This window comes from Actinomycetota bacterium, from assembly GCA_035697485.1.
GTDB lineage: Bacteria > Actinomycetota > UBA4738 > UBA4738 > HRBIN12 > JAOUEA01.
The window spans coordinates 25,932-44,118 of sequence record DASSCU010000006.1 but is presented as its reverse complement, the minus strand read 5'-3'; the positions used below and the strand labels follow the sequence as shown (position 1 = coordinate 44,118).

16 protein-coding genes are annotated in these 18,187 nt (G+C 68.0%); 2 read left to right on the top strand and 14 right to left on the bottom strand.

Annotated elements, in window-relative coordinates; genetic code table 11:
• Positions 1–157: 157 nt before the first annotated feature.
• Positions 158–538, bottom strand: coding sequence for a hypothetical protein (locus VFI59_01900; protein ID HET6712452.1), 381 nt, complete (start codon positions 536–538; stop codon positions 158–160).
• A 1,101-nt stretch (positions 539–1,639) separates the two neighbouring features.
• On the opposite strand from VFI59_01900, the gene VFI59_01895 reads away from it, so the two are divergent.
• Both VFI59_01895 and VFI59_01890 read left to right on the top strand, forming a co-directional pair.
• Complete coding sequence (locus VFI59_01895; GenBank protein ID HET6712451.1) at positions 1,640–2,158, top strand: hypothetical protein; 519 nt, start codon at positions 1,640–1,642, stop codon at positions 2,156–2,158.
• Between the two features lie 113 nt (positions 2,159–2,271).
• A complete protein-coding gene (locus VFI59_01890) occupies positions 2,272–2,676 on the top strand; it encodes a nitroreductase family deazaflavin-dependent oxidoreductase (GenBank protein HET6712450.1) in 405 nt (134 codons plus the stop codon).
• A gap of 57 nt (positions 2,677–2,733) precedes the next feature.
• On the opposite strand, the gene VFI59_01885 is transcribed toward VFI59_01890, so the two are convergent.
• The 13 genes from VFI59_01885 to VFI59_01825 all read right to left on the bottom strand — a co-directional run bounded on the left by VFI59_01885 (position 2,734) and on the right by VFI59_01825 (position 17,931).
• A complete protein-coding gene (locus VFI59_01885; GenBank protein HET6712449.1) occupies positions 2,734–3,009 on the bottom strand; it encodes a hypothetical protein in 276 nt (91 codons plus the stop codon).
• A 152-nt stretch (positions 3,010–3,161) separates the two neighbouring features.
• Entirely contained in the window at positions 3,162–4,031 is an 870-nt protein-coding gene (locus tag VFI59_01880; protein ID HET6712448.1) for an AAA family ATPase, read from the bottom strand.
• A 154-nt stretch (positions 4,032–4,185) separates the two neighbouring features.
• The gene (locus VFI59_01875) at positions 4,186–5,358 is read right to left on the bottom strand and encodes an ATP-binding protein (protein HET6712447.1); all 1,173 of its coding nucleotides are present in this window, start codon (positions 5,356–5,358) and stop codon (positions 4,186–4,188) included.
• Between the two features lie 64 nt (positions 5,359–5,422).
• Positions 5,423–6,028 carry an RdgB/HAM1 family non-canonical purine NTP pyrophosphatase gene (gene rdgB, locus VFI59_01870; protein HET6712446.1) on the bottom strand — a complete coding sequence of 202 codons (606 nt, stop codon included), beginning with the start codon at positions 6,026–6,028 and terminating at the stop codon, positions 5,423–5,425.
• A 9-nt stretch (positions 6,029–6,037) separates the two neighbouring features.
• Positions 6,038–6,757: a ribonuclease PH gene (gene rph, locus VFI59_01865; protein HET6712445.1), complete on the bottom strand. Its 720-nt coding sequence runs from the start codon at positions 6,755–6,757 to the stop codon at positions 6,038–6,040.
• 48 nt (positions 6,758–6,805) lie between these two features.
• Entirely contained in the window at positions 6,806–7,558 is a 753-nt protein-coding gene (locus VFI59_01860) for an MBL fold metallo-hydrolase (GenBank protein HET6712444.1), read from the bottom strand.
• The gene (murI, locus tag VFI59_01855; GenBank protein ID HET6712443.1) at positions 7,549–8,376 is read right to left on the bottom strand and encodes a glutamate racemase; all 828 of its coding nucleotides are present in this window, start codon (positions 8,374–8,376) and stop codon (positions 7,549–7,551) included. Before murI ends, VFI59_01860 begins: the two co-directional genes overlap by 10 nt.
• Before the next feature lie 34 nt (positions 8,377–8,410).
• Positions 8,411–9,346: a cysteine synthase family protein gene (locus VFI59_01850; GenBank protein HET6712442.1), complete on the bottom strand. Its 936-nt coding sequence runs from the start codon at positions 9,344–9,346 to the stop codon at positions 8,411–8,413.
• Between the two features lie 47 nt (positions 9,347–9,393).
• Positions 9,394–10,095, bottom strand: coding sequence for a hypothetical protein (locus VFI59_01845; GenBank protein ID HET6712441.1), 702 nt, complete (start codon positions 10,093–10,095; stop codon positions 9,394–9,396).
• Between the two features lie 120 nt (positions 10,096–10,215).
• Positions 10,216–11,136, bottom strand: coding sequence for a hypothetical protein (locus tag VFI59_01840; GenBank protein HET6712440.1), 921 nt, complete (start codon positions 11,134–11,136; stop codon positions 10,216–10,218).
• Positions 11,133–14,282, bottom strand: a complete 3,150-nt coding sequence (locus VFI59_01835) for an efflux RND transporter permease subunit (protein ID HET6712439.1) — start codon at positions 14,280–14,282, stop codon at positions 11,133–11,135. The genes VFI59_01840 and VFI59_01835 overlap by 4 nt, the downstream gene beginning before the upstream one ends.
• 28 nt (positions 14,283–14,310) lie before the next feature.
• Positions 14,311–14,739 carry a hypothetical protein gene (locus tag VFI59_01830; GenBank protein ID HET6712438.1) on the bottom strand — a complete coding sequence of 143 codons (429 nt, stop codon included), beginning with the start codon at positions 14,737–14,739 and terminating at the stop codon, positions 14,311–14,313.
• Positions 14,740–14,748: 9 nt separating this feature from the next.
• Positions 14,749–17,931, bottom strand: coding sequence for an efflux RND transporter permease subunit (locus VFI59_01825; protein ID HET6712437.1), 3,183 nt, complete (start codon positions 17,929–17,931; stop codon positions 14,749–14,751).
• Between the last annotated feature and the right edge of the window lie 256 nt (positions 17,932–18,187).

Below are 18,187 nucleotides of genomic sequence, written 5' to 3'. Positions count from 1 at the left end.
GGCCGTCTTCCCGCCTCCGTCACCCGCCCCCAGGTGCTGTCCTGTAACTCCGGATCGTGAGCACGAGGCTGGAGATACCAAGTGCAAGCAGGATGACGAACGCCATGGGAGTACCCCTGGCAAGCATGTCCCGTCAAGGAGACAGGACCAAGGGCGCTCAAGTGACAGACGCGAGGTGCGTGAACCCCGTAAATCGTTCGATCGACACTATCGCCCCGCCGTCTCCAAGTGTGGCGGCCTTGTGTCGCAGCTGCTCGAGCGCTCTCTCGCTCGGCCGCCCATAACATTCAATCGCGGTCAACGTGACCAAGTGCGCCAGCTTGCGGAACTCCGCGCTGCCGATGTCCATGTGGCGCTCCAGCGATGCCGAATCGGGATGGACTGCCACGACGGTCATCCTCGCTGCGTCTTCGTCGATGTAGAAGCCGTACGCGATCAGCTGAGGCTCGCGGGCGTCGATGAAATCCACGAGCCGTTGGACCCCGGCTTTGAGCTCGTCGATCGAGTCCTCGCGGATCCGGGAATGGTCGATATACACGATCGGCTCTGAACCGCCACGTGCGCCGTGACCTGGCATGGCACCTCCCCTCAAAGTGAGCGGGGTATCGATGCGCGCTGTCCGGACATGCGATGACGCTAGCACCTGCCGTTCTCGACAACGCCCACCTCGTCACCCGACGGCATCCGGCGCTGGACCGGGTCGGCGGAGATGGTGCCCGCGAGCACGACGACGTTGATCTGACCGTATATGCCTCCTGTGCCACGCGCCTGTATGCCGAGGCATGGCGGTTGCATGGGAGTCGTGTCGCATCCCTTTCGGTCGCCGGTCCCTGCCGGGCATGCTGCGGAACATGGAGCTTGCGATCCTGTTGCTGGTCCTCGTGGCTGTCGCCCTCGTTGGGCCGTGGTCGCGGTGGTTGCGTTGCCACCATCGCCTGGATCATCAGCACCATCGTCGGCACCCTCGTCAGCGACCCAACAGACCCAGAGGATTGGGGTGAGACACTCGTTCTCTGGTTCGCCCTCGGGGCGGTAGTCGGTGCGTGGCTCGGTGTAATGGTCAATCCGCTCGTCATCAGGGCGCGAGGGCAGGGTACGAACCGCCCTCAGGAACAAGATCGTTGCTGGCGTTCTGTTCCTCGCCACGCCATTCGTGTTGTTGAGGGTGTGGGGATACGAGTGGGGACTGTGAGGGAGAGCACGACCACGTTGACTCTGTGCTACTCCGTCACCGTGTTCCACTTCTTCCCCGTAGCGGCCGCATAGACTGCGGCCTCGCTGGCTCCACGGCTACTCGGGAGGTGGAAGGTCGATGACGGGATCGGAGCACGGCTTCACACGAGGTCGGAAGGTAGGAATCCGAATCGCTGCTGCCCTGGGCTTGATCCTGTTCACCTTCTTCTTCTCGGTCGTGGCGGCAGAAGCCATGGACATCATCCAGGCGGGGGCCGAAGGGTCGCCGGATGATCCTCCTCCGTCGGCCGCTGCCCGGTTCGGGGCAGCCCACCCGGGTGAAGCGGTTCACGTCGCGGGCGCTCTCTCTGTTCTCGCGATCGGGGGGTCGGGGCTGGTCGCGCTAATTGCCCGGCCAGAGCGTTCGGGATTCGCGTATCAGGTTCTCGCAGCCATGATCGGCGTAGTGGCAACCCTTCCCCTCGTCGGAGATCCCGACAACTACGGCGGCCAGGCCGGCTGGATCGACCCAGTGTTCCTGGCCCTCGTGATCCCGTCGATCGTGGCATCCCTTCTGGCACTCCCCTGGGGCGACTGGGGATCTGGGGACGCGAGACCCCGGTTCTTGGTGCTCGCTGCGGTCGCGGCCGTCCCGGCCGCGTGGTACGGCGTCGATCAGGCGGTGATGCAGCGGAGCACGTTCCCTCCGACCGCCGACCCCCACCACAACGCGCACTGGTGGGTGATGGCGGCCGTCGCGTTCATGGTGGTCCTCGTCACCGCCGCAGCCACTCTTCCGGGTCGGGGCTGGCGATTGGGCGCATTCCTCGCAGGAGCATCCTCCTTCGCGGTCGGCATGGGCTCGGTTCTCGAGGAATCAGCGGCATCAGCCGTGTCGATTGGGTGGGCTCTTGCGGCAATGCTATGGGGTGTCGTCACCGTCTGGGTCGTGGTGCGAGGTCAGATGGCGCGGTCAACCCGCTGACGACGACGTTGACCGTCACCGCCCCCGTTCGACCGCCGAACCATCCACCTGATAGCGGCATAACCGGTGCGGGTTCCGTGTTGAGGCGAGCAGCGACCCGAGGGAGAACCACGATGTCTGACTGGAACGCCAAGGTGATCGACGAGTTCCGATCGAACCGCGGCAAGGTCGCCTCGTTCGCGCGCCAGCCGCTGCTGCTGCTTACGCATCGCGGAGCGAAGACAGGCAGCGCCCGCACGAATCCACTCGCCTACTTCCGCGACGGCGACGACTACGTGGTCGTTGCCTCGAAGGGGGGAGCCCCCACGAACCCGGACTGGTACCACAACCTGCTCGCCCATCCGGACGCGACGATCGAGGTGGGCACCGACGAGCTCGCGGTGACCGCGCGACCGGCCGACGAGCAGGAGCGGGCTCGCCTGTGGGAGTTGATCACGTCGGCGAACCCCGCGTTCGCCGAGTACGAAGGGAAGACCGCGAGGACGATCCCGGTGCTCATCCTCACTCCACGACGATAAGGCACCCAGGCAGTCCGTGAAAGAGGCTCGAACGATGAGAGACCTTCTGGACAGCCGTCAGAGGTAGCGGCCGCCGGAGCGGACCGGCGACGCAGGTGGTGGCGGTTCCGGGTCGCGATCGGGGTCCGGGATCTGGGCGAGCAGATCCTCGGTAGCGATGATCCCTTCCACCCCGAGGAGTCCGCTCCTGACCAGCTCACGGAGGTCGGCCCCACTCATCCCCTCGGTCGCGTCGGCCACGAGAGCCGTGTCGACATGGTGCTCGATCGCATCGAGGTACACGCCGAGGATCCGCGCCCTCCCGTCGGCATCCGGGAGTGGGAACGACACCACCTGGTCGAATCGTGCCGCGCGCCGAACCGCCGCATCGATCGCCGAGGATCGTTCGTCGTCGCGACGGTCACGACCTCGTGGTGCTGCGTCATGAGCCCGTCGAGGACCGTGAGGAAGTCGAACAGGGCACTCCGCTGGGTCTGCTCGTCGCGTCAGCCAGCGAGGAGGTCGAGATCCTCCAGCAACACCAGGGCGGGCCCGAGCCCTGACAGCTCCTCGTACAACTGGTGGAGCACGTACTCGCCCACCTTCGATTCGACGAAGATGGGCGTGGCGGTGCCGAGGAGCTCGGCCGCCAAGATCCGGCAGGCGGCCGTCCTGCCCGTGCCCGGAGGTCCGGCCAACAGCAGGCCGCGGTTGGATCCAAGGCCCGCGGACCGGAACACATCCATGCGCGCGAACATGCGGTGGACGTTCATGTCGAGCGAAGTCCAGATCTCGCTCGGCAGCATGAGATGGTCGCGTCGTTCGGTCGGGTCGGGAAGGACCTCGAACCCGACGCTGGGGCCGGTCCACGATGCCCTCAACAATCGTCCACGGTAGGGACCATCAGGACCTCGTGCGTCCGCGATCAGGCTGTCGAGATAGCCCTGCGCGACCTCGGTGTCCGCCGGCGCCGACCTGACGACGAGCACCCGGGCACCGGTGTTGCGCCAGGTCGCGAACAGGAGCGGTGCGCTCGCGACCATGCCCGCATCCCAGTAGACCGTCATCGAACTCGGGATGCGCTCCGTCACGCCTCCGATGTCCACGCGCTGCCACTCGGCGGCCGCCTTCGGGTTCGCCCCTCCGAACTCGACCGAGGGGTGCTCCGCGAGTTGCTGTCCGAGCAGCAGCAGGAGCGGCATCTCGTACGGCCCACGGAGCTCCTCCTGGAGTGACGCGATGTCCTCGGGCGCGACGTTGAGATGTGCGGACGCCAGTCCTTGCCAGTCTCCGAGAGCCGCTCGCACCTGGTCCGCCAGCTGACGCTCCGCGATGCGGTAGGACAACTGGACGAGATCGTCGTCGGTGCGTCGCACGTCGCCGTCGGGTCCCGCGTAGGCGAGCGCCTGAACCTTCGCGTGAAGGCGCTGGAGGTTCTCTGCGCGCTTCGGCTCCGGTCGGACGGTCGCCGCGCGTCGATCACCATCCTCGACGTATCGGCAGCAGTTGCGGTCGCCCGGACGCCGTGAGTCAGACGGCGTGGAGCTGCGGCTCCGCGACCACGCCGTCGGTCGCCTTCCCGAGCGGCGTGACCTCGCCCGGCAGCTCGACCACGAACCGTGCCCCGCCGGTCGCGGCGTCCTCGATCCTGGCTGAGCCGCCGTGCAGCTCGGCGAACCGCTGCACGAGCGAGAGGCCGATGCCCATGCCGCGCCCGCTCGAGTCCTCGCCCTGGCGGAACGGCTCGAAGAGCACGTCCTTGAGCTCGTCGGGGATACCGGGGCCGTCGTCCTCGACCACGAGGTCGATGCCGTCGGGACGGGCCGTGATCTGCACGAGCACCGCGGTGCCCGGCGGCGTGTAGCGGGCAGCGTTCACCAGCAGGTTCTCGATCACCCGCTCGACCTTGCCGGGATCCACCTCGACCATGACGGCGTCGGCCCGCACGCGCACGGGATGGTCGGCGAGCTGCGCCGTGTCGGACACGACCCGGCGGGCGAGCTCGCCCACATCGGATGGACGGCGCTGCGGGTGGACCCTCCCGCGGTCGATGCGGTCGAGATCGAGCAGGTCGTCGATCAGACGGTTCATCTTGCGGCCGCTGTGCTCGATCACCTCGTACAGGGCCTCGCGCTCGTCGGCGGTGAGGTGCAGCTCGTCGTCGCGACGGATCGTCTGCATCGCCCCGAGGATCCCGGCGAGCGGTCCCTTGAGGTCGTGCGAGACGGCGTGCAGCAGGGTGTCCTTGACGTCGTTCATCTCGCGCAGGTCGCTCGAACGTCCTGTCTCCTCCTCGACCAGGCTCCACTGCGAGTCGATGATCGAGCGCAGCGTGTCGAGGAGCATCGCGGTCGCGAGGAAGACGGCGAACCGCACGATGCCGTTCCAGTAGGGCACTGGGTCGGTGGTGGTCGTCGAGGGCGACGACAGCACATCGCTCACGAGGGCGGCGACCGTCGAGATCACGACGGCGACCGCACCCCAGCGGCGGCCGAGGTTCCACGTCACGAGCCCGATCGGCATGAGGTAGAGGAGCGACAGCGAGAGCTGGGGACCGGTGAGGTAGTCGAGCACGCTCACCACCGCGATGAAGGCCAGCCCGAGCACGGCGACGAGCAGCGGCGACTTGCCGTCGAAGAACCCTCGCGTGCTGCGGAGCACGCGACGGTCCACCGACGCCCGAGCGGCGGTCGTCTGTTCCACGTCAGAAGCCTCGACAGACGAGGTTGGTACCTTGAGTCGGGTACGGCTCCCTGCGGTTGCGGCCTCAGACCTCGGCGAGCAACTCCGCGAGGGCGCGGAACGCCCGGCCCCGGTGGCTGATGCGGTCCTTCTGTGCGTCGGTCAGTTCGGCCATCGTCTCGTCCCAGCCGGCCGGCACGAAGATCGGGTCGTAGCCGAACCCGCGCACCCCTCGCCGCTTCGAGACGAGCTCGCCCTCGCACACGCCCTCGGCATGGAGGGAACGCCCGTCGGGCCACGCGATCGACGCGATGCATCGGTACCTGGCGGTGCGGCCGCCGGAGGGCACCCCCCGCACCGCTCGCAGGAGCGCATCGAGGTTCTGTTCGTCCGTCGCCTGCTCCCCGGCGTAGCGGGCCGAGCGATGGCCGGGGCCGCCGCCGAGCGCGTCGACCTCGATGCCCGAGTCGTCGGCGATCGCGGGGACGCCGAGCGCCGCGGCGACCTCGGTGGCTTTCAGCAGAGCGTTCTCGGCGTACGTCTGGCCGGTCTCGTCGACGTCGGGGAAGGCGGACGGGTCGTGGTTCTCGACCGTGACCCACTCGACGGGCCAGTCCGCGCAGATGCGGCCGAGTTCGCGCAGCTTGTGGGCGTTGCGCGACGCGATCGCGAGTCGATCCGGGAAGGCCATCGTCGAGCCTCAGCCGGTGAGCACCTGGTGCTGCAGCTCGGTGAGCCGGGCCACGCCGGCCGCGGCCAGGTCGAGCATCGAACCGAGGTCGGCGCGCGAGAACGGCGTGCCCTCGGCCGTGCCCTGCACCTCGACGAACTCGCCGCTGCCGGTCATCACCACGTTGAAGTCCACCTCGGCGCCGGCGTCTTCCTCGTAGCACAGGTCGAGCCGAGGCTCGCCTTCGACGATGCCGACGCTCACCGCCGCGACGCTGCCGGCGAGCAGGTCGCCCGGAACCTTGCCCTCGGCCTCGAGGCCCCGCAGGGCGATCGCGAGCGCGATGTAGCCCCCGGTGATCGACGCCGTCCGGGTTCCCGCATCGGCCTGCAGCACGTCACAATCGATCGTGATCGTGCGCTCGCCGAGGCGCGAGAGGTCGATGACGCTGCGGAGCGACCGCCCGATCAGTCGCTGGATCTCTTGGGTGCGCCCGCCGGGTCGGCCCCGGTTCACCTCGCGGCCCGACCGCTCGGAGGTCGAGGCGGGCAGCATCGAGTACTCGCCCGTCACCCACCCGCGCCCGGTGCCCTTCAGCCAGCGAGGGGCGTCGTCGGAGACGCTCGCCGCGACGAGGACCCTGGTCCTCCCCATCGAGAACAGCACCGATCCCGCCGCCCACTCCTGAAACCCGAGCTCCCAGGTCACGGGGCGCAGTTCGCCGGCCGCCCGGCCGTCCGGGCGCGTCAGGGCGCGATCTCCGTCGTCGTCATCACGGCGCGATCTCGATCGTCGTCATCACGGCGCGATCTCGATGGTCGTGCCGTCCTCGGCGAGGTCGATCACGCCGTCGAACGCCGCGGCGGCCTCGTCGCGCGACACCTCGCGGTCGAGCGTCGGCAGGATGTGGGTGAGCACCAGCCGCTTCGCTCCGGCGGCCTTCGCGTGCTGTGCCGCCTGGGTCGCGCTCATGTGGAAGAACGCCTGGCTCGAGGCGTCCTGGTAGGTGGCCTCGGCCACGAACAGGTCCGCGTCGGTCGCCATCTCGATCACCTCGTCGCACGGCCCGGAGTCCCCCGTGTAGGCGAGCACCGCTCCCCCCGCCTCGATGCGGTAGCCCACCGCATTCACGCCGATGTGCGTCATCTCGAACGTCGTGATGTGGAACGGTCCGATGTCGAAGACGTCGCCGCCGTGCACCGTGCGGAAGTCGTACGCCTCGGCCATCACGTTGCGGCCGTTCTCGCTCGTCAGCACGCTCATGCCCTCGACGAACCCGTCGGGCGAGTAGAAAGGCAGGTTGGGAGCCCCCATGCCACCGTAGTGCCGCGCGTAGAACGCGGGCACCACGTCGATGAAGTGATCGGTGTGCCCGTGCGTGATCACGATCGCCGCGATGTCGGCGATGCCGATGTACTCCTGCAAGCGGGCGAACGTGCCGGTGCCGGCGTCGAGCCAGATGTGCGTGCCCTCGTGACTCAGCAGGTGGCCGCAGGTCGCGCCGCCGGGGCCCGGCCACGTTCCGGCGGAGCCGAGCACGGTCAGTTCCACGTGCCACCTCCGACCGGCACGGCGCGCGCGGCGCCGACATCGGTGAGCTCCGGACCGAGGAAGACGCCGGCGACTCGCTCGAACGCCTCGGGATCGCCCGTCGAGAGGAACTCGTGGTCCGCCGAGCCGCCCTCGTCGCGCAGCAGGTGCTCGGCCATGAGGGTCGCGTACACGTCCTTGGCGGTCTCCTCGGCCGAGGACACCAGGACGACGTCGGGGCCGAGCTCGAGCTGGAGGAGACCCGAGAGCAGCGGGTAGTGGGTGCAACCCATGATGAGGGTATCGACGCCGTCGGCCATCAGCGGAGAAAGATACCCCCGCGCGGCCCCCCGTAGCTCGTCGCTGGTCGTGTCACCCCGCTCGACGTGCTCGACGAAGACGGGGCAAGCCTGCGAGCGGAGCGTGACCGGCGCCCCGGTCGCGGCCACGGCTCGGTCGTACGCCCCACTCGCGACGGTCGCCTCGGTGCCGATCAGACCGATGCGTCCGTTCCGCGTGACGTGCACGGCCGTCCTCGCTCCAGGATCGATCACACCGACGACCGGGGTGCCCGCCCGTTCCGCAATATGGTCGATCGCGGTCACCTCGATCGAGTTGCAGGCGACCACGAGCGCCTTGACGTCGCGGTGCACGAGGTAGTCGGCGATCTCGAGCGCGTAGCGCCGGATCTCCTCGACCGGCTTCGGTCCGTACGGGAACCGGGCGGTGTCACCCACGTAGAGGATGCGCTCGTGCGGCAGCTGATCCATGATCGCGCGCACGACCGTGAGGCCGCCCACGCCGGAGTCGAAGACGCCGATCGGCCGTTGATCGCTCATGCGCCCGGTCCCGCGGCGCCGGCGATGTCGGCGCTCACCACCACAGCGACTCCGCGACGCCCTTCTCGGCCGTCGCGAGGTCCTCGGCCCAGGCCTCGGTCGACAGGTACTTCCATCCGCCGTCGGGCAACAGGCACACGATGTCGCCCTCGTCGATCTCGCTCGCGATGCGCTGGGCGACGTAGACCACGGCTCCGCTCGATATGCCGGCGAAGATGCCCTCTTTCGAGGTGAGCTCGCGGTTCGTGCGCAGCGACGCCGAGGAGTCGACCAGGAACTTCCGATCGATCTCGCTCGGGTCGAAGATCGGCGGGATGAAGCCCGCGTCGAGCGAGCGCAGGCCGTAGACGAGGTCGCCGAGCTCGGGCTCGGCCGCCACGATCGTCACGTCTGGGTTGTGTGCATGCAGCCCCCGGCCGTTGCCGGTGAGCGTGCCGCCGGTGCCCATGCCTCCGACGAAGTGGGTGACCTCGGGCAGGTCGCGGATGATCTCCTGCGCCGTGCCCTCCTGGTGGGCGAGGGGGTTCGCCGGGTTCCCGTACTGGAACGGCATGTAGTACTTCTCGTCTTGCGCGAGCGCTCGCGCGACCTCGATCGAGCCGTTCGTTCCCTTGTCGCCGTCGCTGAACACGATCTCGGCGCCGAAGAGCCGCAGCAGGCCGATGCGCTCCTCGCTCGCGTTGTCGGGGATCACGACGGTGAGCCGGTATCCCTTGCGCGCGGCCACCATCGCGAGCGCGATGCCCGTGTTCCCCGACGTCGGCTCGAGGATCGTCTTCTCGGCCGTGAGCTCACCCGACGCCTCGGCCGCCTCGATCATCTTCAGCGCGATGCGATCCTTCGTGGAGCCCGTGGGGTTCGAACCCTCGAGCTTCGCCCACAGGCGGACGCCCGGCTTCGGCGACATACGGGGCATACCGACGAGCGGTGTGTTCCCGATCGCCTGCAGGATGTCGTCGTAGCGCGTCACGCCCGGATTATCCCAGCCCACTCGGTCGGTCCGTCAGGGCGGCCGACTCAGGTGGCCGATGTCAAACGCACCGAGGCATCGACGATCAGTCCGACGCCGGCCGCATAGACCTTCTCGTCCTGACCCCCTTCCAGCGGATTCTGATCGAGCAGGGTCGCGGTGTCCTCGAAGGTGCCGGCGGGCACCTCCGCGACCTCACCGAGCGCGATGACCTTGGCTTGATCCTCGGCGATGCCGGGGGCGACCTCCTGCTGGAACGCCTGGCCGACGGCGAGATCGCCGGGCATGAAGATCCCCGGGAGGTTCGCGCCGCCGGCCCGCCATCCGCCGGAGTGTGAGACGACGTTGCCCTCGGAGTCGTAGTCGTCCACTTCCTCCCCGAAGTAGCACACGGTCCCCCCGCTCGTCTGCGCGAAGAAGTTGCGTGAGACCTCGACGACCCGCCCGTCCTCCTCCTCGTACTCCTCGACGACCCGCGTCTGCACACCGGCGACGGTCTCCACCTCGTCCAGCACGGTGATCCGGACCAGCTCGTCCTTGAAGAAGAACGAGCGACCCTCGAGCACGAGCTGCCGCCCGACCGGCAGCGGTAAGAACGGGTTGTCGATCTCGAGCGTGAACCGCGCGGTCTCCGGATCGCACTCGCTGATATCCATGAGGTTCTCGGACGGCTCGACCCGCGAGCACGCGGCCGTCATGACACCGATGACGGCAAGCGCGAGGAACTTCCGCCGGTTCGATCGCGTCACCGCATGACCTCCTGCCCGGATCTTCGGCCCGGCTCGAACTCCGAGCTCACGGGTTGCAGCGAGGGTAGCCACCATCGCTGAAGCATCGCTGAACGCGTCCCGCCTCAGGCTTCGCGACGCTCAGGCGGGTTCGACGGGTGATGTGGCCCCGTAGGCGGGGATCCGCGCGAATGCGTGCTCGTCGAGCTCGAGAACCGCCTGCCGGACCTCGTCCATCGCGGCTTCGTCCAGCTGCCGAACCTCGATCAGCTTGAGCACCTCGTGGTCCTCGTCGTTCTTCCCTCGCCAGCCGACACGGACGTTGCCGACGCCGGGGGCGTAGTACTTCAGCTGGAAGGCGCCGGGCTTCGAGGGTTCGAACTCCTCGACCACGAGCACGTTCTCATAGCAGTCGACGGGCACACACGTCTCGATACCGACCTGAGCGGTCTTGCCCCAATCGTCCCAATTGAGTGGGGCAGGTGCGTACCCCTGCGAGTAGCTCGGGTCCCCGACCTTCGGTTCGGCCTTCATCGCGATGCCGGCCTTCGCCCCTTCCTCGCCGGCGACCCAGCCAGGCGACTTGTGGAGCTTCCCGTTCTCGAACTCCTCCGGATACTGCCCTAGGTGCCAAACGTTCCCATCGTGGTCCTGCGCGAAGAACGCGATCTCCTCCTCGACGAGCTCGCCCTCCGTGTAGTCGCGATCCCAGATCACGACCGCCTGGACCCCATTGACTTCCTTGACCATGTCGCTGACGGTGAAGACCACTGCGTGTGAGAGCGGCTTGCCGTCGTCGAGCGAGGACCCTCGGTAGACGAACTGGGTTCCTGGCGTCAGCGGGAACCACTCGTTGTCGACGGCGGCGGACGAGTCGAAGCTCGCCGGGTCGAAGTCGGCGGCCTCGACCGGCTCTGCGGCGTCCGTCGAGCCGCTCGGCGATGTCGCCGTCTCCGTCGGCGCCGGGGGGGTCGAGGTCGACGACCCCGACCCATCCCCACTGCAGGCACCCAGCAGGATGGCCCCAAGGACCAGTGGGACTACCCTGCCCGGCGCCCTCATGCCGGAACCGGTGCCGCCGGCATCGGCAGGCCAGTCTCGCCGCGCGGCTTCGCGAACCGCAGGTAGAGCGACGGCACGACGAACAGGTTCAGCAGCGTCGCCGTGATCAGGCCGCCGAGGATCACCCAGGCCATCGGGTACTCGATCTCCTGGCCGGGGATCTCTCCCGCGATCAGCAGCGGGACCAGGGCGAGCCCGGTCGTCAGCACCGTCATCATGATCGGCACCACGCGCTCGCGGGCACCCTGCAACACGAGATCCGGCCCGAACGGAACGCCTTCGAACCGTTCCAGATGCTGGTAGTGGCTGATCAGCATGATCCCGTTGCGGGCGACGATGCCGAGCACCGTGAAGAACCCGACCAGCGACCCCAGCGAGATGACCCCACCGGTCAGGTAGGCCGCGATCACCCCGCCGACCAAGGCGATCGGCAGCGTCAGGAAGGACAGCGTCGCGAGGCGCCAGCTGCCGAACGACGCCTGCAACAGCAGGAAGATGCCGATCGCTGCGGCGATCGCGCCGGTGTTCAGGCGGTTCGCGGCCGCTCGCCGCTCGGTGTACTCGCCGAGGAACTCCGCGTGATACTCCTCCGGCCAGTTGTAGTCGTCGAGCCGACCCTCGACGTCCGCGACGATCGACCCGAGGTCGCGGGTGCCATCGATGTTGGCACCCACGTCCAGGCTCCTGAACAGGCTGTCGTGGTAGATCACGTTGGGGACCGGCTCGATCTTCACGTCGGCCACTTCCTCCAGGCGCACGTACTCACCGCTCGGCGTGTCGATCAAGAGGTTCCCGATGTCACTGAAGGTGTCGCGCACCTCGGGCTTGCTCCACACCTGGATGTCGTACGCCTTGCCACCGACGAAGATGTCGCCGGCCTCCTCGCCCGCGATCAGACGCGCGGCCGCCCGGCGGACATCACCGGGCTTGAGCCCGTACCGCTGCGCTGCGGGAAGGTCGGCCACGACGCTCACTTGCGGGATGTCCTTCAGGGATTCGACGTGATTCTCCGTCACCCCGGGGATGCCCCCGAGGATCTCGTTGACCTCGTCCGCCGTCGTCTGGAGCTGCGCGAGGTCCTGCCCGTAGATCCGGATCGTGATGGCTTCGCTCGAGCCCGTCAGGACCTCGCGGATGCGTTCCTTCAGATAAGTCAGGACGTCTCTGTACAGGCCCGGATAGCCGTCGACGACCTCCTGCACCTTCGCCAGGGTCTCGTCGTAGTCGACCGAAGGGTCGACGCTGATCCAGTTCTCACCGAAGTCGATGCCGACGACCTCGTCCATCAGCAAGGCCTGACCGATGTGCGACCCGGCGTTGCGCACGCCGGGGATCTCGAGCAGCTCGTGGTTGGCCCTGGCCGAGATCCTGAACATCTCCGGCTGCCCGGTGCCCGGCACGGTGAGCCAGTGCATCAGGAAGTCGCGCTCCTTGAAGGAAGGCAGCAGCGACTGGCCGAGCAGCGGCAGGGCCGCGATCCCCATCACCGTGGTGAGGCCCACCGCGACGTAGGCACGACGCGGCCGGTAGACGATCCTCTGCAGCACGAAGTGGTAGGCACGCTGCAGGGCGGGGACCACCGGGGACTCGCGATGCTGCAGCGAACCCGAGCCGCGGAAGAAGATCATGCTCATCGCCGGCGTCACGGTCAGCGCAACGGCCATCGAGGCGAGCAGGGCGAGCGCATACGAGGTCGCGAGCGGGCGGAAGAACGAGCCAGACAGCCCCTCGAGCATGAAGATCGGGGCGACGGCCACGATCTCGATCAGCGTCGCGTAGACGATCGCGCTCCGGACCTCGAGCGAGGCATCGAGGATCACCCTCGCCGTCGATGTGCCGCTGCCTTCCTTCCGATGCTGGCGCAACCGCCGGACCACGTTCTCGATGTCGATGATCGCGTCGTCGACGATGTCGCCGAGGGCGATCACCATGCCGGCCAGGATCATCGTGTTGATCGTGGCTCCGCGCCAATGCAGCACGAGACCGGCCGCGATGAGTGACAGGGGGATCGCAACCACGCTGATCACGGCGGTGCGCCAGCTGTACAGGAAGAGGCAGAGCATCAGCACCATCAGGATCGCGCCGAACCAGATGGCCTTCGAGAGGTTGCTGATCGACTCCTCGATGAAGGTCGCCGGGCGGAAGATCGTGGCGTCGATCTCGATGCCCGAAAGGCCAGGCTTGAGCTCCTCCAGCGCTGCCTCGACCCCTCGCGTCACGTCGAGGGTGTTGGCCCACGGCAGCTTCTCGACGATGAGCATCAAGCCTTCGCCGTCGTTGATGACGGCATCCCCGACCAGCGGCCACGTGCCCCGGACGACGTCGGCGACGTCGGCGACCTGCAGCCGCTTCCCGTCGACCGATTCGACCGGGATCCCGCCGAGGTCCTCGGCCGTGACGATCGGGAGCACGTGCTGGATCTGGTAACGGTTCGTCCCCGTGTCGAGGAAGCCGCCCTTCCCGATGTAGTTGCCGTCGTTGTACGGGAGCAACCCCGCGTCCAGGGCGTCCGCCACCGCCGTCGAGACGGCGTCGATCGTCACGTTGTGCTCACGGAGCAGCGCCGGGTCGATCTGGATCGTCGGCATCTCGATGCGCTCGCCCCAGATCGGCACGTTCGCGACGCCCGGCACCCGCATCAGGCGCGTCCTGATCTTCCAGTACGTCGTCATCGACAGGTCGATCAGGTCCAGGTCGGGGTCGGTCGTCGTGAGCCCGATCTTCATGACGCGGCTCGTCGCCGAGAGCGGCTGGATCATGAACGGCGGGCTCGCCCACGTCGGGAGCTGCGGGGAGATCTGAGCGATCCGCTCCGCTACGAGTTGCCGTGCGGTCAACAGATCGGTCCCGGGCTTGAAGATCATCTCGATCGACGACAGCGACTCAACCGACTTCGAGCGGATCTCGTCCAGACCGGGAACCCCGTTGAGCGTCTGCTCGAGGGGGATCGTGACGAGTGACTCCACCTGGTTGGCCGAGAGGCCCAGCGAGGGCGTCTGCACCTCCACCTTCGGCGGTGCGAACTCGGGGAAGACGTCGATCGCCGTGTGGCGGAGCTGCTGCACGCCGAAGAACATCAGCGCGGCGGCGAGCGCGACCACGAGGTATCGGAACTTGAGGCTCGACCCAACGATCCAGCGAAGCATCGTGCGTTCCTTCCTTCCGTGATCTCGCCTACGTGCCGAACTCCGTCTCGGAGCCGTAGAGCTCGGGTATCCCGACCGTCACGACCTCGGTGCCGGCCGGCGGGCCGTCGGAGAGGATCGCCTCGGTCGACGTCTCGCGGTCGACCTCGATCGGCGCCCGGATGAACACCTGCGGCTCGGGGTTCGTGTACACCCAGAAGTCCCCGTGTGCATCGATGAACATCGCGTCGTAGGGCACGACCAGCTTCGACCCGTGTTCCTCGACCACCGCGGTCTCGATGCCGAGCCGCTCGACGGCCGATTCGGTGAGGGTGAGGCGAAGCACGTCCTGGCCCTCGATCGGCTCCAGGGTGTACGGCTGTTCCTCGATCACGTACTCGTCCGAGACCGAACCGCCACAGGCGGCCAGGACGAAGACCGTGAGTGGGACGACCGCGAGGGCGAGTCTCCGCGTCATCGGCCCGCCCTACCTTCCGACCGTGTCGACGTCGGGGATCGTCACCATCAGGTCCTCGGCCGACCGGTCCGGTTCTGCGACGAACCCGAAACGGAGGTACGCGGCGGGCAGGACGACGAGCGTCAGCAGCGTCGAGGAGATCAGCCCGCCCAGGATGATCGCCGCCATCGGTCCGACGATCTCGAAGCCGGCCCCGCTCATCACGGCGAACGGGATGAACACCACGGCCGCACCGACGGCGCTCGTGAGGATCGGCACGACGCGATCGCGGGTCGCGGCCGTCACGAGCTCGGGCCCGAAAGCCTCGCCGTCGACCTGCAGATGCTGATAGTGCCGCACCAGAACCACCACGCCGCGGACGGCGATCGCGATCACGGCAACGAAACCCGCGACCGAACCCAGTGTGATCTCGCCGCCCGTGATGAGCGCCGCCAGCGTTGCGCCGGCCAGGGCCATCGGAAGCGTGAGGATCGACAGGATCGCGAGGCGCCAGCTCGCGAATGCAGCCTGCAGCAGCAGGAAGATCGCGATCAGGCCGGCGACCGCCACGGCGATGACGCGCGAGCGTGCGGCCGCCTGCTCCTCGAACCCACCGAGGAGCTCGGCGTGGTGTTCCAGTGGGAACTCGACCTGGTCGAGTGCCGCCTCGACGTCGCCTGCGACCGCACCGACGCCCCGGCCGGAGACGTTTGCCGTGACGTCGACGTAGGAGTCGACGGACTCGTGCCGGATCACGGCGAGATTCGGAACGATGCGCACGTCGGCGACCGCGCCCAGCGGCACGAGATCGCCGCTCGGGGTGTCGATCAGCAGCTCCTCGACGTCGGCCTCGGTCGCGCGGATCTCCGGAACGCTCCAGACCGCGACGTCGAACACCTTCTGCTCCTCGAAGAGGTTCCCGACCACGAGGCCCGACAGCAGTGTCGTCGCCGCCCGGCGCACATCGCCGGGTGCAAGGCCGACCGCCTCGGCGCGGGCCACGTCGGGCTGCACCTCGATCGTCGGTTGCTCCGCGGGCAACTCGACCTGCGCGTTCTCCAGACCATCGATGCCGGCGATCGCCCCCTCGACCTCCGCGGCCATCGTCTCGAGGACGTCAGGGTTCGCGCCGTAGATGCGCACGACGATCTCGTCGTCCCCCCTCCCGAGGATGTCGGTGACCCGCTGCTCCGAGTAGGTCACGACGTCGTTGGAGACGTCGGGCAGGCCGCCGGCCACCGACTCGATCGCGGCGATCGTGTCGTCGTAGTTCGCCGACTCGTTGACGCCGACCCAGACCTCGGCCGAGTTCACGTCCACGATCTGGTCCGACTGGATCGCGCGGCCGACGTGGGCGCCGACATCGTCGACGCCCGGGAGGGACCGCAACTCGTCGACCGCCTGCGCGGTGATCTCGTCCATGCGTTGGAGCGAGGTGCCGGGCTGCGCGTCGAGCCGGACCACCACATCGCGTTCCTGCATGACCGGCCGCATCGACTGGTCGAGGAACGGCACCGCGATCAGGCCGGCGACCACGACGACGGCGAACACCGCGACCGCCGGACCGAGCTTGGACAGGGTGCGCGCGGCCATGCCGTCGTACATGCGCTGCATCCACCGCGCCACCGGGGACTCACGGTGCTCCCGCGTCGGGTCGCCCAGGAGCATCATTCCGAGCGCGGGCGTGACGGTCACAGCGACAACGATCGAGGCGACGACCGCCAGCAAGTAGGCACCGGCGATCGGCGGCAGGAAGGCCCCGGCCTCCCCTTCCATGAAGAAGGCAGGCAGCAGCACCGCCGCAACGATCAGGGTCGCGAAGAGGATCGCGCTGCGCATCTCGAGGGTGGCATCGATGACGACCTGCCAGGCCGGGGTGCCGTCACCCTGCTCCCGCTGCTGGCGGACGCGTCTCCTGACGTTGTCGACGTCGATGACCGCGTCGTCGATCAGCACGACCAGGGCCATGACCAAACCCGCGAGGACCATCGTGTTCACCGTCGTGTCCGTGAAGAACAGCACGAGCCACGCTGCCGCCAACGACATCGCGATGGCCACGACACTGACGAGGGCGCTCCGCCACTGGAACGTGAACGCACCGAGCACGAGGATCAGTAGGATCGCGCCGATCAGGGCCGCACGGCCCAGGTTGTCGAACGACGACCCGATGAACTCGGCCGGACGGTAGATCGAGGTGTCCATCGCGAGCCCGGGCAGACCCGGAGCCAGCCCGTCGAGCGCCTCATCGATGCCCGAGGTCACCGCGGGCGTGTTCGCGTCGGGGAACTTCTCGACGACGAGCAGCAGACAGTCGCCGTCGGTGCACAGGGCATCGCCGATCAAGGGCTGGTGGTCCTCCACGAGCTCGGTGACGTCGCCCAGCGTCTGGGCGGATCCGCCGGTCGACGAGGCGTCACCCCGCGCGTCGACGATCGGCACCTGCCCGAGCTCGTCGGCCGTCGAGATCGCTTGCTCGTGGAAGACGTGGAGCCGCTGGGTCAGCCGGTCGATGAACCCGCCGGTGCCGGGCGCCGAGGCTTCGAGGAAGGAGAGCGGCGACACCTCGAGGGCGTTCCCGGTGGTCTCGATGACCTGGCTCAGCGTGACGTTCGCGTCGTGCAAGCGCTGCGGGTCGACGAGCACCTGCAGCTGGCGGTCGCGGAAACCCCAGATCGAGACGTTGGCCACGCCCTCGACGCCCTGCAGGCGCGGCGCGATCACCCACTTGGACAGGATCGACATCTCGATCGGCGACAGCTCGTCCGAGGTCAGCTTCACCATGGCGACGCGGCTCGTCGACGAGAGCGGCTGGATCATCTGCGGCGGCTTCGCGACCTGCGGCAGGCCGGCGGCGGCGACCGCCTGGGTGAGGCGCTCGGACACCACCTGGCGGGCGTCGAGCACGTCCGTGCCCGGCTCGAAGGTCATCACCACCGACGAGAGTCCGGGCAGCGACACCGACTCGATCTCGTCGAGGAACGCGATGCCCACGAGCAGGTCCTGCTCGAGCGGCACCGTGATGAGCTGCTCCACCTCTTCGGCGGACAAGCCGAGCGCCTCGGTCTGGACCTCGACCGTCGGGCGCTGGAACTCCGGAAGGATATCCGTGCGAGCGTCGTCCAGCTGCAGCACGCCGTAGACCAAGAGGCCCACGGCGATGGCGACGACCAGCCGACGGAACTTGATGCTCGAGCCGACGATCCACCGCATCATGGTTGAGCGACCTCCACTTGTCGTGCACGGGACGCGTTCGGACCTCGGCGGTCACGCGGTTCCCGGCCTGCTGCGGGCATGACTGGGACGAGAGCGTTCGTCGACAGGGAGGTGTCGCGGTCGGGCAATGGCACGCGATCGCGGTCGGGTGGTCGGATGTTTGGTCCACCCGGGCTCCCCCAAACGACGGAGATACGCATGCGCGAAACCTACGCCCATTTGCTCGGGGCAGACAACCCCTAAGACGTAGGTATAT

What these genes read in the sequence shown, in the direction of transcription:
- VFI59_01890 (HET6712450.1), top strand. Translation starts at nt 2,272, where the DNA reads ATGTCTGACTGGAACGCCAAGGTGATCGACGAGTTCCGATCGAACCGC.
- rdgB (HET6712446.1), bottom strand. Translation starts at nt 6,028, where the DNA reads ATGGCCTTCCCGGATCGACTCGCGATCGCGTCGCGCAACGCCCACAAG.
- murI (HET6712443.1), bottom strand. Translation starts at nt 8,376, where the DNA reads ATGAGCGATCAACGGCCGATCGGCGTCTTCGACTCCGGCGTGGGCGGC.
- VFI59_01840 (HET6712440.1), bottom strand. Translation starts at nt 11,136, where the DNA reads ATGAGGGCGCCGGGCAGGGTAGTCCCACTGGTCCTTGGGGCCATCCTG.
- VFI59_01835 (HET6712439.1), bottom strand. Translation starts at nt 14,282, where the DNA reads ATGCTTCGCTGGATCGTTGGGTCGAGCCTCAAGTTCCGATACCTCGTG.
- VFI59_01830 (HET6712438.1), bottom strand. Translation starts at nt 14,739, where the DNA reads ATGACGCGGAGACTCGCCCTCGCGGTCGTCCCACTCACGGTCTTCGTC.
- VFI59_01825 (HET6712437.1), bottom strand. Translation starts at nt 17,931, where the DNA reads ATGATGCGGTGGATCGTCGGCTCGAGCATCAAGTTCCGTCGGCTGGTC.